The sequence below is a fragment of the Embleya hyalina genome (genome assembly GCF_003967355.1).
In the GTDB taxonomy this organism is placed as follows: domain Bacteria; phylum Actinomycetota; class Actinomycetes; order Streptomycetales; family Streptomycetaceae; genus Embleya; species Embleya hyalina.
Window position 1 is genome coordinate 501734 of the sequence record NZ_BIFH01000015.1, and the last position, 13508, is coordinate 515241.

The 13508-nt window shown below is 71.5% G+C and carries 12 protein-coding genes; 4 read left to right on the forward strand and 8 right to left on the reverse strand.

Annotated elements, in window-relative coordinates; all coding sequences use genetic code 11:
* Positions 1 to 129 precede the first annotated feature (129 nt).
* The gene (locus tag EMA17_RS09910) at positions 130 to 2202 is read right to left on the reverse strand and encodes a serine/threonine protein kinase (RefSeq protein WP_160161359.1); all 2073 of its coding nucleotides are present in this window, start codon (positions 2200 to 2202) and stop codon (positions 130 to 132) included.
* Between the two features lie 262 nt (positions 2203 to 2464).
* Here EMA17_RS09910 and EMA17_RS09915 point away from each other — a divergent pair, with 262 nt between their 5' ends.
* Positions 2465 to 2656 (forward strand): ferredoxin, encoded by a 192-nt coding sequence (locus tag EMA17_RS09915; RefSeq protein ID WP_126636530.1) that lies wholly within the window; start codon positions 2465 to 2467, stop codon positions 2654 to 2656.
* A gap of 48 nt (positions 2657 to 2704) precedes the next feature.
* On the opposite strand, the gene EMA17_RS09920 is transcribed toward EMA17_RS09915, so the two are convergent.
* Together EMA17_RS09920 and EMA17_RS09925 are read right to left on the reverse strand one after the other, a co-directional pair.
* A complete protein-coding gene (locus EMA17_RS09920; RefSeq protein WP_126636531.1) occupies positions 2705 to 3730 on the reverse strand; it encodes an RDD family protein in 1026 nt (341 codons plus the stop codon).
* A gap of 143 nt (positions 3731 to 3873) precedes the next feature.
* Complete coding sequence (locus EMA17_RS09925; protein ID WP_126636532.1) at positions 3874 to 4971, reverse strand: S1C family serine protease; 1098 nt, start codon at positions 4969 to 4971, stop codon at positions 3874 to 3876.
* A gap of 237 nt (positions 4972 to 5208) precedes the next feature.
* Between EMA17_RS09925 and EMA17_RS09930 the strand changes: the two genes are divergently transcribed.
* Both EMA17_RS09930 and EMA17_RS09935 read left to right on the forward strand, forming a co-directional pair.
* Positions 5209 to 5649, forward strand: a complete 441-nt coding sequence (locus tag EMA17_RS09930; protein ID WP_078976058.1) for a nuclear transport factor 2 family protein — start codon at positions 5209 to 5211, stop codon at positions 5647 to 5649.
* 59 nt (positions 5650 to 5708) lie between these two features.
* A complete protein-coding gene (locus EMA17_RS09935; RefSeq protein ID WP_126636533.1) occupies positions 5709 to 6185 on the forward strand; it encodes a GNAT family N-acetyltransferase in 477 nt (158 codons plus the stop codon).
* A gap of 370 nt (positions 6186 to 6555) precedes the next feature.
* Here the strand turns inward: EMA17_RS09935 and EMA17_RS09940 are convergent, their stop codons facing one another.
* The 3 genes from EMA17_RS09940 to EMA17_RS09950 form a co-directional block, all read right to left on the reverse strand.
* Positions 6556 to 7812: an MFS transporter gene (locus tag EMA17_RS09940; protein ID WP_126636534.1), complete on the reverse strand. Its 1257-nt coding sequence runs from the start codon at positions 7810 to 7812 to the stop codon at positions 6556 to 6558.
* A 276-nt stretch (positions 7813 to 8088) separates the two neighbouring features.
* The gene (locus tag EMA17_RS09945; protein ID WP_126636535.1) at positions 8089 to 9234 is read right to left on the reverse strand and encodes a CapA family protein; all 1146 of its coding nucleotides are present in this window, start codon (positions 9232 to 9234) and stop codon (positions 8089 to 8091) included.
* Positions 9235 to 9315: 81 nt separating this feature from the next.
* Complete coding sequence (locus EMA17_RS09950) at positions 9316 to 9852, reverse strand: hypothetical protein (protein WP_126636536.1); 537 nt, start codon at positions 9850 to 9852, stop codon at positions 9316 to 9318.
* Positions 9853 to 10089: 237 nt separating this feature from the next.
* Here EMA17_RS09950 and EMA17_RS09955 point away from each other — a divergent pair, with 237 nt between their 5' ends.
* Positions 10090 to 10767, forward strand: coding sequence for a DedA family protein (locus EMA17_RS09955; RefSeq protein WP_126636537.1), 678 nt, complete (start codon positions 10090 to 10092; stop codon positions 10765 to 10767).
* A 151-nt stretch (positions 10768 to 10918) separates the two neighbouring features.
* Here the strand turns inward: EMA17_RS09955 and EMA17_RS09960 are convergent, their stop codons facing one another.
* Together EMA17_RS09960 and EMA17_RS09965 are read right to left on the reverse strand one after the other, a co-directional pair.
* Positions 10919 to 12145 carry an LLM class flavin-dependent oxidoreductase gene (locus EMA17_RS09960; protein ID WP_078976065.1) on the reverse strand — a complete coding sequence of 409 codons (1227 nt, stop codon included), beginning with the start codon at positions 12143 to 12145 and terminating at the stop codon, positions 10919 to 10921.
* Positions 12146 to 12394: 249 nt separating this feature from the next.
* Positions 12395 to 13381, reverse strand: coding sequence for a PP2C family protein-serine/threonine phosphatase (locus EMA17_RS09965; RefSeq protein WP_126636538.1), 987 nt, complete (start codon positions 13379 to 13381; stop codon positions 12395 to 12397).
* Between the last annotated feature and the right edge of the window lie 127 nt (positions 13382 to 13508).

The window sequence follows — 13508 nt, forward strand, 5'->3', positions numbered from 1 at the left end:
GTCCTTCCGGGCCTTTCGGTCCTTCCGGGTTCCTCCGGGCCTCTTCCGGGTTCTTCGGTCCCGCTCGGTTCGTTCCCGCCCGGTTCGGCTCCGGTCGTCCCGGCCCGTTCCACCCCGCGACGCGGCGGGCTACGCCTTCGGCTTCTTGTAGCCCGCCACGTCCACGGACGCCAGGATCTTGTTCAGGTCGGCGTCGTACTCGCGGGACAGGCCCGCCGTGGAGAACGAGATCATCGACTGCGGCAGCCACCACAGTTGCGGCTGGAACGAGTCGCCGCCCTTGCAGGTCACGCTGTACGACATGTAGTCGTACTTCAGGCCGGACCCCTTGCCCGGATCGGCGAGCTTCTTGCCCTCCGACTTGCTGGTCGGCGCCCCGGTGTCCCCGGCCTTGGTCACACAGGTCGGCGCCGCGCCCAGGGTCCAGCCCGCGGAATCCTTGAAGTCCACCTTGCGCTGATCGTTCTTGCCGACCCAGATCCGCAGCCCCGCGCGCTCGCAGGTGGTGCGCTGCGCGGCGGGCGTCGCGGCCGGCAGCACGCACACCTCGGTGTCGCTGACCTCCTTGAGCTCCCACGTGCCGGGCACCGCGAACTTCATGCCCTTGATGTCCTGGGTGAAGCCGCCCGGTTTACCGGTGAGTTTCGGCGGTTGGGCGTTGGCGCTGTTGGTGGTGTCCTTCTTCGAGCCCGCCTCGGGCTTGTCGTCGCCGCCGCGCAACGCGACCACCGCGCCCGCGCTGATCGCCACCACCGCCACCGCGCCGCCGATCATGATCGCCAGGCGCTTGCGGCCGGGGCGCCCGCCACCGGTGCCGCCCTGCTGCCGGGCCCCGGCCCGACCGGTCGGCGGCGGGGTGTGTCCGCCGTGGGTCGGCGGGGGCGGGGTGAACGCGCCGGAGGCGGGCGGCTGGTGCCGGCCGGCCGGATAGCCCTGTCCGGGGGTGCCGTACTGCCCGGAGGGCGCCCCGTACGCGCCGGACTGCGCGGCGGGGACGCCGTGCGTCCCGGAGGGCGCGCCGTACGCCCCCGACTGCGCCGCGGGCGCGCCGTGCGTCCCGGAGGAGTCGCGGTACAGCGGGGGTTGGGTCGGCGAGGCGCCGTAGGGGTCGTGCGTGGGCGTGTTGTAAGCGGCCGGCGGCGGGGTCTGCGGCGGTACGACCGGCGCGCCGAACGCGGCGGTGCCCCCGGAGCGCGCGGGCCCGCGCGGCGCCTCGTACACGCGCGGCGGCGGGGTCTGCGGGACCTGCTGCTGCGACTGCTGCTGCACCTGCCACGGGCCGCCGGAGGCCGGCGTGGTCCACAACTGGCCGATCAGCGATGTCGCGTCGGCCACCGGGTCGAGCGAGGGCGCCGCGCCGGTGCCGAGCGCGCCGCGCCACACGTGCGTGACCGAGGCCAGCAACTCCCGGGCCTGCGGCCGGTAGTGCGGCTCCTTGTCGCCCGCGCGCTTGACGATCAGGCGCAAGACGTCCGGTACGCCGGAAAGGTCGGCCTCCTCCTGGAGTACCCGCAACGCGACCACCTCGGGCGCACCCGTACCGAACGGGATCACCCCGGTGGCCGCGTAGGTGACCAGCATCGCCCACGCGTACACGTCGGCGGCCGGCGTGCTGTCGTGGCCCTTGAACCGTTCCGGGCTCATCCACGCCGGCGAGCCGATCATCATGCCGGTGCGGGTCAGCCCGCTGTCCTCCATCGAACGCGCGATGCCCAGGTCGAGCACGCGCGGTCCGGCGGGCGAGCAGATGATGTTCTGCGGCTTGAGGTCGCGGTGGATCACGTCGGCGTCGTGCAGTGCGACCAGCGCCTCGGCGAGCCCGGCCGCGAGGCCCATCAGCTCGTCGCCGCGCATCGGACCGCCCTGGTTCACCCGCTTGTCCAGGGTCGGCCCCGGCACGTACTCGGTGGCGAACCACGGGGTCTCGGCGTCGACATCCGCGTCGAGCACGGGCGTGGTGCACGTGCCCTTGATCGCGCGCAGCAGGTTGACCTCGCGCGTGAACCGGGCCCGGAACTCGGGGTCGTCGGCGTACTGCGCGTGCACCACCTTGACCGCGACGCGGCGTTCGAGGCCGTCCAGCCCCGCGTAGACCGCGCCCATTCCACCCGCGCCCAGTCGACCCGTGATCCGGAACGGTCCGATGTGCTGCGGATCGCCCGGACGCAATTGACGTATCTCGGCGCCGCCGTCGGCCGTCATGGACGTGCCTCCCGTGTTGGTTCGCCGGCCCGCCGCTGCGGCCGTACCGGGATGGAATCCTCTCATCCGGTCTTGTGACCTCCCCAGGGCACCGGCTGGTTCCCCGTTCGGGGGAAAAGGCTCGCCTTACCCGTGGGTGGGCGTGATAGGCCAACGGGTGCGCCGGGTGTGACAACACCGCGGCGTGCGGCGAGTGTTGCCACACCGCACCGGTTGGCAGGCATCCGCCGGATCGCACCGCTTCCACGACGAAGGGCCAAGGATGAGGATCGTCGTCGACTTCGACAAGTGCAAGAGCAACGCGCTGTGCATGGCCGAGGCACCCGAGGTGTTCGAGGTACGGGAGGACAACTTCCTCTACATCCTGAACGAGAATCCGGGCGAGGAGTTGCGGCCGCTGGTGGAAGAGGCGATCCGCGCCTGTCCGACCCGGGCCATCTCGATCCTGGATTGAGCCGGCCCGGCCCGGGGCGGACGTTGCCCGCCCCGGGCCGATCGCGGCTCAGGAGGGGTCGTTCGGGCGGTCCGAGGAGGCACCCCGGCTCGACTGCCAACGGTCGCGCGCGTTGCGGGCCATCGTGGTGGACGCGCCCCGGGCGCCCTGGACCATCGCCGCCGACGCGTTGCGGGTGACCGACCAACCCCGGGCGAGCAGCTTGACGTTGACCACCACGGTGCCGGCGGTACGGTCGTGCCAGGTGCGCCGACGCGGGCCGAGCACGGCCAGCGGGTCCAGGAAGCCGATCAGGGCCAGGAGGGCGAACAACCCGGCCGTGCCCCACTGGCGAAGGGCCACCTCGTACCAGGTGAGCAGGACCGCGGCCCACGGCACCACCACGGCCACCAGGGTGCGCCGGGCCGCCCGCCAGGCACCGACCGGCACCCGACCGCGAACGGCCTGCGCCGACGTGCCCACCGGGACCACCTTGGCGCCGACCATGATCTTGCCCAGCGTGCGGCCGAACCTGGCGTGCATGTACCAGTCGTAGAGCGCGGGCACCAGGAGATGCGCGAGGACCAGCAGAAGCAGCAGCGTCTTGGTGGTCGACCACAGCCCGTCCACCGCCTCCAGCGGCGCCCGTTGCGCCTCGCCGGCGCGCCCGAACACGACGTCCAGGAAGGAGTCGCGGACCACCTTGGTGGGCAGGTCGGCGGCCTTGCCCTGGATGTAGTGGTAGGCCAGGAACCACAGCGGCAGCACCAGGGCGGTGGTGAGCAGGTAGTCCGTGGTGCGGGCGATCAACCGCATGGTCCGGGAGGCGAGCGGGAGTTCGCCGGGCGCCGCGGGCTCGACGCCCGCCGTGGGGTAGGACTGCGGGGGGACCGGTGCGGAGTGGGACGGGGCGGGCGCGGGGTGGTACCGGGGCGGCGCCGGCGGGTGGGCGGGACCGAGCGGTTGCGCCTGGCCCGGGATCGGACCCGGTGCGGTGACGGGTGGTTGGTGCCAGGACAGGTGTGGATCACCGTCGACGGAAGGTTGGTCCCCGTACGGCGACCCCGGCCCGCGTGGCGGCTGAGGAATCGTCATGACCCGGACGGTATCGCGCAGATCGTCCCTTCCGCCGCTCCGACGGCGAGTCGGGGGCACGCGGCGCGCGGATCGGCCGGATCGCGTCGGGCCCGGGTGCCGGCGGCCCGGGTGCCGTCGACCCGGTCGTGCGATCCGCGTGCTCAGCCCTTGAGTTCGCCCAGTGTCACCTCGACGGTGACCTTGTTGCCGTCGCTGCCGCGCAGCAGGGTCACCTTGACCCTGTCCCCCGGCTGCTTGCCGCCCAGCACCTCGGACAACGTCGAGACGTCGGTGACCGCCTGGTCGTCGATCGTGGTGATCACGTCGCCCACCTGGATGCCGGCGGCCTTCGCGGCGCCGCCGTCCTCGACCGAGACCACGCCGACGCCCGTGGCCCGGCCGTTCGGGCCGGCCACCGTGCGGACGGTGACGCCGAGGGCGGCCTTGCCGGAGTTGTCCACCTTGCCGTTCTTGATGATCTGGTCGGTGATCGACTTGACCGTGTTGGCCGGGATCGCGAAGCCGATGCCCGGGGCCGCGCTGCCGTTGGTCTCCGGGTCGGTGGCGGCCACGGTCGGGATGCCGATCACCTGGCTGTCCAGGTCGACCAGCGCGCCGCCGCTGTTGCCGGGGTTGATCGCGGCCGAGGTCTGGATCGCGCTGGAGATGGTGGCGCCCGGCGAGCCGGAGCTCTCCGGTTCGCTGACGGTGCGGCCGACGGCGGAGACGATGCCCTCGGTGACGCTGGAGTCCAGGCCGAGCGGGTTGCCCATGGCCATGGTGATCTGGCCGACCTGGAGCTTGCTCGAATCGGCGAACCGGGCGGGCTTGAGGTCGGCGGGCGGGCTGTCGAGGCGGATCACCGCGAGGTCGTCCGGGGCGAAGGCGGCGACCAGCTTCGCGGTGACCGGCTTGCTCGCGTTCGGGAGGGTGACCTCGAACGAGGTGGTCTGGCCGACCACATGGGCGTTGGTGACGATGTGGCCCTTGTCGTCGTAGACGACGCCGGAGCCGAGGCCGGTCTTCGTGGTGATCTGGACCACCGACGGCAGCACGTTGCGCACCACCTGCTGGTACTGCGCCTGGAGGTCGTTCGCCGGCCCGTTGCCCGGCGCCGCCGAGCCGGAGGCGACGTTGCCGTTGCCGCCGCCCGTGCTCTTCTTCGAACCGTCGTCGTCGCTGCACCCGCTCACCCCGCCGAGCACGAGCACCGCCGCCGTCACCGCGATCGTGACCCGTCGCCGTGTCGTCCTGCCCACGATGTCTCCCTCGGTTCGGCGGCTGCCGCCGGCGACGGCTCGGTTGCCGGTACCGGACCGGGTCCCCCGAGCATTCTTCGTACTAACCCCATCGGCGGACTTTTCACCGCGTCGCCGAGCCCATGCCTCTTTCGCCATGTGCTTGTTCGTGTCAAGTTGGGCCCGCACGTCGGCCCGGTGATCACGGGGCGACGCCGAAGACACGCCGAAGAGCCGGAGAGGTGGGCGGGCGCACGCATGCTGACGCTTCAGGAGATCTCGGACCGGATGGAGATCCAGGACCTGATGGTCCGCTACTCGCACGCGGTGGACACGGGCGACTGGGACGCCCTGGACACCGTCTTCACCGCCGACGCGCTGATCGACTACTCGGCGATGGGCGGCTCCAAGGGCGGCCTGGCCGAGACCAAGGAGTTCCTGGCCTCGGTGATGCCCGGCTTCGGCGCGTACCAGCACCTGATCGCCAACTCGTCGATCACGGTCGACGGCGACACCGCCACGGGCCGCACGATGTGCCACAACCCGATGGTGTTCAAGGGCGAGGACGACGAGACGCCGGGCCCGACGATGTTCTGCGGCCTGTGGTACCTGGACACCTTCACCCGCGTCGACGGCGAGTGGCGCATCTCGGCCCGCAGCGAGGAGAAGTCCTACATGTACATCGCGCCGACGGCCTGACCGGGGGCGGCCGGGAAAACCCCGGGAGCGAACCGGCGGGGGCGAGGTAGCTTCGAGGCATGATCCGCGAAGCCACCGCAGCCGACATCCCGGCCATCCACGCCCTGGTCCGCGAACTCGCGGACTACGAAAAGCTCCTGCACGAGGCCAAGGCCACCGAGGCCCAACTCCACACGGCCCTGTTCGGCCCGGCCCCGGCGGCCTTCGCCCTGATCGCCGAGGACGACACCACGCACGAGGCGGTCGGTTTCGCCCTCTACTTCCTGTCCTTCTCCACGTGGGAGGGCGTACACGGCATCTACCTCGAAGACCTGTACGTCCGCCCGGAGGCCCGAGGCGGCGGCCACGGCAAGGCCCTCCTCCGGCACCTGGCCCAAATCTGCACCACCCGGGGCTACGCCCGCCTCCAATGGGCGGTCCTCGACTGGAACACCCCCAGCATCGCCTTCTACGACGCCCTGGGCGCGGTCCACGAAAAGGAATGGCTCGGCTACCGCCTCACAGGCCCATCCCTCACCGCCCTCGCCGACACCTGACCCACCCCTCCCGCCCCGGCGAGGCCCCTGGGACGTGGCCGGCGCCGACCCCGTCGCGAGGCCGGAACCTCGTGGGCGAGCGTCGACCACGATGGCCGGCGACTCGCCACCTTCACCGTGCGTCAACACGGCCCACGCCGGCTGTGGACCGAAATCGAGTCGGCCTGGTCCCGATGGCACGCCTCGGGGCGCCCCGGCATCCCGGCCTTCGGCTGGACCGTCTCACCGAACGGCGCCCAACACGCGCGAGTCCCCCGGGACACCGCCGGCCTCCCCACCGACCAGGGAGCCGACGAACCGTCATGGTCCCTGTGACGCAAGGCACTTGCCTCGAACGTACGGGCGATCGACGCCTCGGGGGCGGTCGGCGTCACCCGATCCGCGCGGCCGTTCGGCCTCGGCGCCCCACACCCGCGCCGAGGGCTGCCGATGCGGCGGTCAGGAGGATCGGGAGGGCGGTCAGCGGAAAGAGGAGGGGCAGGGGGACGTGGGCGATCAGGGCGCCCGTGCCCGCCGCGCCCGCCGAGGTGCCGGCGTTGAGGGTGGTGTTGACCCAGGCGCCGACCCTGGTGCGGGTGTTCGGGGTCGCGGCGGCGTCGGCGAGCAGGTAGGCCGTGGTGATCGCCGGGGCCACGAAGAGGCCGGTGAGCGTGGCGGCCGCGGCCAGGACGTACAGGTTCGGGGACAGGCCCGCGGCGGCCAGGGACGCGCCCAACCCGAGGGCGAGCAGCGGCAGTCGGCGGTCGGCCGACACCCGCCAGGACACCGCGCCGTGAGCCAGACCCCCGACCGCGCTGCCCACGGACAGGGCGGCCAGGATCCACGCCACCGCCGCCGACCGCCCCCGATCCTCGGCGAACGCGACCGCGAGCAGATCGATCCCGCCCAGGGCCACACCGACCCCGCCGGCCACCACCACCGCCCGCCACAGCCCCGTGCCGCCGAACACCGCGCCACCCGTCGATTCCCCGGCCCCCTCCGACCCGGCCTCCCGCACCCGCCGCACCACCGGCGAACCGACGAGCACCGTCGTCCCGACCCAGATCAACCCCGCGCTCACCAGCACCCCGGCCGCCGGTGGCACCCACCCCACCAACACGCCCACCAACAACGGCCCGACGGCGAACACGATCTCCTCGGCCACCCCGTCCAGGCTGTAGGCCCGCTGCAACAGCGCCGGATCCGGGGCCAGTTCGCTCCACAGCGCACGCATCACCGGCCCCACCGGCGTGACGCACGCCCCCGCCGCCGCGGCCCCGAAGCCCAACCACCACCCCGAGACCACCCCCGGCCGCCACGTGGCCACCGCGAGCCCGATCAACAACAGCGCGTACAACCCGACCATCGGCGGCAACACCCGCCTCGGCCCATATCGATCGACCAATCCGGCTCGCGCCGGCGACAAGAGCACACTCGTCCCGCCGAACACCGCCATCACGGTGCCGGCCACCGCGTACGACCCGGTGCCCGACTTCACCGCGAGCAACAGCGACAACCCGACCATCCCGTAGGACAGTCGACCCAACATCGCGGCCCCGAACGCCCGACGCGCATGGGGTATCCGCAACACGGCGGCATAGGAGGGAGCCAACCCGGAACGCGCGTCGGCGGAAGGCATGGCAGCCATAGGGGGAATTCCTCCGAAAGGTCGGCGCGGCCCGGCCGCACCGACACACCTGCGTGGACGCCGAATCGGCCGTGCACCCCGTCGAAGGGGCACGGCCGGTGCGGGGTCCTACGCGCACAGGAGGAACATGGCGACCAACCTAGCAATCCGAACCGGCCGCCGACAGCCCACACGACGGGCCCGCCGCCCGCCGACCCGGTCCGGCCGAGACGGTGCCCCGGACGAACCCCGGCGGATCCGGGTCGGCCGAGGTACGCCGGGCCGGCCCCCGACGCGCTACTTCTTCGGCGTCGCCGTCAGCCCCGTGCACGGCCGCAGCGTGTCCCGGCGATCCAGGATGCGCTTCGCCTCGGCGCCGGTCGCCGGCATCGGCACACCACGGTTGTCGATCGAGGCCGGGGTGAACTTCTCCCCGACGACCCTGCCGTCCTTGATGGTCAGCGTCGCGACCCCGGTGTCGTTCGAGTTCGGGTACGGAGAGGTGCCGTACCAGAGGAAGTTGCCGTAGCCGTAGCCCACATACGTGCTGCCCATCCAGCCCGCGCCCTGCATCACGTGCGCGTGCGTACCCAGGACGGCCGCCGCCCCCGCGTCGGCGAGCTTGCGGGTCAGGCCGGTCTGGTCCGTGCTCGGGCACTTGTCGCCCTCGATGCCCCAGTGCATGTACACGATCACCACGTCGGCCTGGGCCTTCGCGTCCTTCACCGCCCGCACCAGCCGATCGGCCTGGAGCGCGCTCGCTATGCCGGGCTTGCCCGCCCCGGCCCGGTAGAGCTGGTTCGTGATGTCCTGCACCTGGCTCGCGGCCACGAACGCGACCTTGACGCCCTTCACGTTCTTGACGAACGGGCGATAGGCCTGGTCGGCGTCCTTGCCGATGCCGACCACGCCGATCGGCGGGTTCTGCACCGCGGCGATCGAGTCGTCCAGGCCGACCTTGCCGTAGTCCACCGCGTGGTTGTTGGCCATGCTGACCACATCCACACCGACCGTCTTCAGCTCCGTCAACGCCTTCGCCGGGGCCCGGAAGTGGTACGTCTTGTTCTCCGGCGTACCACGCTCGGTGATCGCCGACTCCAGGTTGACCATCGCCAGGTCCGCGTCCGCGAGGGTGCGACCGATCGGGCCCAGCGCCCCCTCCGCGCCCGCGTTCAGGCGCGGCACCGTGCGCTCGAAGAAGTGCACGTCGCCCGCGAGCGCCACGGTGATCTCCGTACCCGGCGCGGCCTGTGCGGGCGGCGGCGTCGACGCGCCGCCCGGGGCCGCCGAGGACCCCGCCGGATCGGGCAGCGCGGCGTTCTCCACCTTCTTGGAGGAGTCGGCGGAGTCGTCCGAATCGGACATCAACCCGCACGAGGCGAGACCGGCGATCAGCAGTGGAGCGAGGCCGAGCGCGACGGTCCGGCGGCGGGGTATATGCACGCGGACAAGGTAGCCCAGCAACGTACGCGCCCGTACGCGCGCCGGAGCGTGACGAGAATTACCCGCTCCGCGTGTGACGCATCAGCCGTTCAGCGCCTCGTATACCCGGTCGCACAGCTCCGGGTGCATGTCGAAGTAGCCCTCCTCGTCCACCTCGAACGCCCCGGTCCGGAAGCTCTCGGTGACCGTGCGCAGCATCAACGGGATGGACGCGTACACCATCGGCTCGTCCGCGCCCTGCACGAAACTGGCCACCTGCACGTCCGTCCCGTCCCAGATCGCCGCGTAGAAGTCGGCGGCCGGCGACACGAGCAGCGGCAACCACCGCACGCCCTCCGGCTGGTCCATCTCCACCTCCTCGCGGAACTCCAGCGCCTCGGCCAGGCTGACCAGGACATAGCCCGGTATGAACGACGCCTCGTCCACCAGTTGGTCCGGCTCCTCGCGGGTGCCGTCGGCCCAGCCGAACCAGGAAACCAGTTCGGCGGGCACCCCGGCACCCATCCGGGTGTGCACCGCCTCGGCCGGCAGACCGGGCTCCAGGAGGGCCACCACGGGGCGACCGAGACCGACCAGTTCCGCCCGCACGGCGTCCAGACCTTCGTGAACGGCGTCCATGCCACGTCCCTTGTGTTGTTCGGCTGTGATGTTCGGCCGTGTGTTCCACCGCCGGATCGTTCGGCCACGTCGATCCCGGGCCGAACCGAGGGGATCAAGGGTGACAGACGTTCGAGCGATCGGCGCACCATGCCTTGATTCCGCACACGCGGGGTAGCCGCCGAAGAGGACGGCCCACCGAACGGGCATCCGAGCGGGTCGGGGAACAGCATCGAACGCACCGGCGAGGGAGCGATCGTGGACGCGTGGTTCGACCCGATCATGGACTTCGCGGGCTCTCCCTGGGCCTACCCGATCGTCTTCCTCGCCGCGCTCCTGGACGCGATGTTGCCGATCCTGCCGAGCGAGAGCGCGCTGATCGCGTGCGGCGTGTTCGCCACCGCCACCGGCTTCTCGCCCAATCTCTTCCTGCTCGTCGTGGCCGGTGCGCTGGGCGCGTTCCTCGGCGACAACATCACCTACGCGATCGGCCGCCGGGCCGAACCGTTCGCGAACAGGCACATGCTCGACGGCGAGCGCGGACGCCGGGCCCGGAAGCGGGCGGAACGTTGGCTGGCCGAACGCGGCGGCGTGATGATCGTGGTCGGCCGCTACATCCCCGGCGGGCGCACCGCGGTCGCGCTGGTCGCCGGGATGGTCGAGTACCCCGTCGCGCGATTCCGGACGTTCACCGCGATCGCGGCCCTGGCCTGGGCGACATACGGCGTACTGCTCGGCTTCTGGGGCGGGAGCGCGTTCAAGGACAACCCGCTCATGGGCATCGCGGCGGGGCTGGCCACCGCGGCGGCGATCACCGTCCTGATCGAGGTCGTCCGCCGCGTCGTCACCGCCCGCGACCGGCGCCGCCGCAAGGCCGCCGGCACTCGGCCGGGCAACGACGACACGCGCGAGGACGCCGAGTCCCCCGTGTCTTAGGCACCCCGGATCCGCCCGCGACTCCCGCCCCACCCGGCGACTCCGGCGACCGAAAACGCACGAGGCCACCGGGACGCCCCGGTGGCCTCGTGCTCGTGCTCGTGCGCGCAGCCGCACTCGTACTCGTACTCGTGCGATCGATCGACCTCGACTACGCCGTGGGGTACGGAAGCGGCAGCACCGCGCTCGTCGGCAGCACCTCGACCTTGAGGTCGGGGTCCGGGCCCGCGCCCTGGAAACGGCCGAACTTCGGCACCGCGTTGCGGCGGTACTTGGTGGTCGAGTGCTCCGGGTCCTTGTCGAACTCCGGGATGACCTGGTTGCCGAAGAGCTCGATCATCTCGAGGTTCTCCTCGTGCGTCATGCCGTCGTTGATACCGAAGACGAGCTGGTCACAGCCCACCTCCTGGTACGCCTTGACCTGCTCGCACACCTCGTCCGGGGTGCCGACCAGCATGTAGCCGCCCTCGATCAGCTGGTCGAGCAGTTCGTCGCCACCCATCGAGAGGTCGAAGGTGGGCGACGGCCAGGTGATCGCGTCCGCCGACTTCGGCATGGTGTCGTGGTACAGGTTCACCAGGGTGACCAGGTAGCCGCGGCCCTTGCTGAGCGCGATCTCGCGGGCGCGCTTGCGGTCGGACAGACAGATGACGGCGTTCGTCATCATCACGTTGTTGTTCTGGTAGTCGCCGACTATCTCGACCGGGTTCTCGGCGGCTTCCTTGTAGGCCTCGATCCGGCCCTTGAGGTTGTAGACCGGTTCGAAGTTGAACGCGATCGCGCCGATGCCCATCGAGCCGGCCTTGCCGAAGGTGGCCGGGTTGCCGCAGGCCACCCAGATCGGCGGGTGCGACTCGCCGTACGGCTTCGGGTGGATGTCGTGCGGGGTCGGCACGGTGAAGTGGTCGCCCTCGAACGTGTAGTCGGTCTGCGCCCACATCCGCGGGATCTCGCGAACGACCTCGTCCCACTCGGTCTTCGTCGAGTTCTTGTCCATGATGTTGAACGAGGCCATCTCGTGGCTGCCGGCGCCGCGGCCGGTGCCCCACTCGAAGCGGCCCTCGGTGATGTGGTCCATCATCGCGGCGCGCTCGGCGTAGCGGACCGGGTGCTCCTTGCGCGGCGACAGGCTGTTGATGCCGGTCGCGAGGTGGATCCGCTCGGTCTTCGCGGCGACGTAGCCGATGACGACCTCGGGGGCCGACATGTGGCTGTACTCGACCAGACCGTGGTGCTCGCCGAACCAGGCGTACTTCCAGTTGTGCTTGTCGGCCTTGATGGCCAATTCCATCTCGCGCATGAGCACCAGGTGCTCGCTCGCGCGATCGTGAGCGGCCGGACCGGGGGTGTACCCGTTCAGGAAGATGCCGAACTCCACGTGGAGCCTCCCAAATCGCCTGGTTCAACCGGCGCTGCGTACGCCTGTATGAGGTCTGCGTACGGGACAGTATGCGAGCGTCGGCCCGAACTTTGTTTACACGTGGCTAACGTCACGTCAGATGCCAGGCGCCGCCCGGAACATCGAGCTGACGCATAGTCAGATCCTCTCGCGACAACGGCCGAAGTTCCAGCAAACGCGGGCTTTGTGGCCCTCGACACCCCCGCTTCGGCGGCGGGGGATCGGGGCTCAGCGCACCGTCGTACGCGCCAGCAGCAGCGTCACGTCGTCCCGGTGACCGGTCAGATCGGCGAGCCCGAACAAGCGCTCCGCCGTCGCCTCCAGGTCCAGGCCCCGACTGCGCTCGAAGCGGTGCGCCAGGCGTTCCATGCCGCGGTCCAACGACAGCTGCGGGCCCTCGACCAGGCCGTCGGTGACCAGGACCAGCGTCGCGCCGGGGGCCACGGTCAGGGTCGTACACGGATATGCCTGGTCCGCGAGCATGCCCAGGGGCAGACCGCCCTCGACGTCCTCGATCCGCGGCGTCCCGGCCGGGTCGGCGAGCAGCAGCGGCGGGTGCGCGGCGCGGGCGACCCGGAGCCGGCCGGTCGCCGGGTCCAGGTAGGCGAGGGTGCAGGTGGCGTGGGCCGGGCCGGGGAAGCGGTCCAGGAAGTCGTTCACCAGCCCGAGGGCCCGGCCGGGGTCGGGGGTGACCACCGCGTAGGCGTGCAGCAGGGTCCGGATCCTGGCCATGATCGGCGCCGTGCCCGCGCCGTGCCCCTGGACGTCGCCGACCACGAGCGCGACCTGGCCGTCGTCGAGGGTGAACACGTCGTACCAGTCGCCGCCCACGCCGAACTCGTCCTGCGCGGGCCGGTGCCGCACGGCCAGGTCCAGACCGCCGACCGGCTCCGGATGGGAGGGGGACACCCCCGCGCGAAACGCCTCGGCGAAGTCGCGGTACGGCGGCGGCGCGACCGGCTCGGCGCCGAGCGCGCGACTGACCCGCCCCGCCACGTCCGGCGGCATGCCACCGGCCGCCGCGGCGGCGTCCGCGTACCAGTCGGTGCGGATCGCCATCAACGTATGCGCCTCCTCCTGCCAGGCGTCCGTACTGACGGTGAGGCTGCCGTCCTCCTGCTGATAAACCCGCCAGGCGGTCGCCGGGTCGTACCGGTGATCACGCGTCCCCGACGAAACCACCAACCGCCCGGCCCCCACACCACCGCTGACCACTCACCACTCCTCCCAGCCCACACCACCAAAAACCCCAACGCCCCAACCCCCGGAAGGCAACGGCCATTACGCCATCCCACACCCGACCGACCGCGGGGACGCGGGGACGCGGGGACGCGGGGACGCG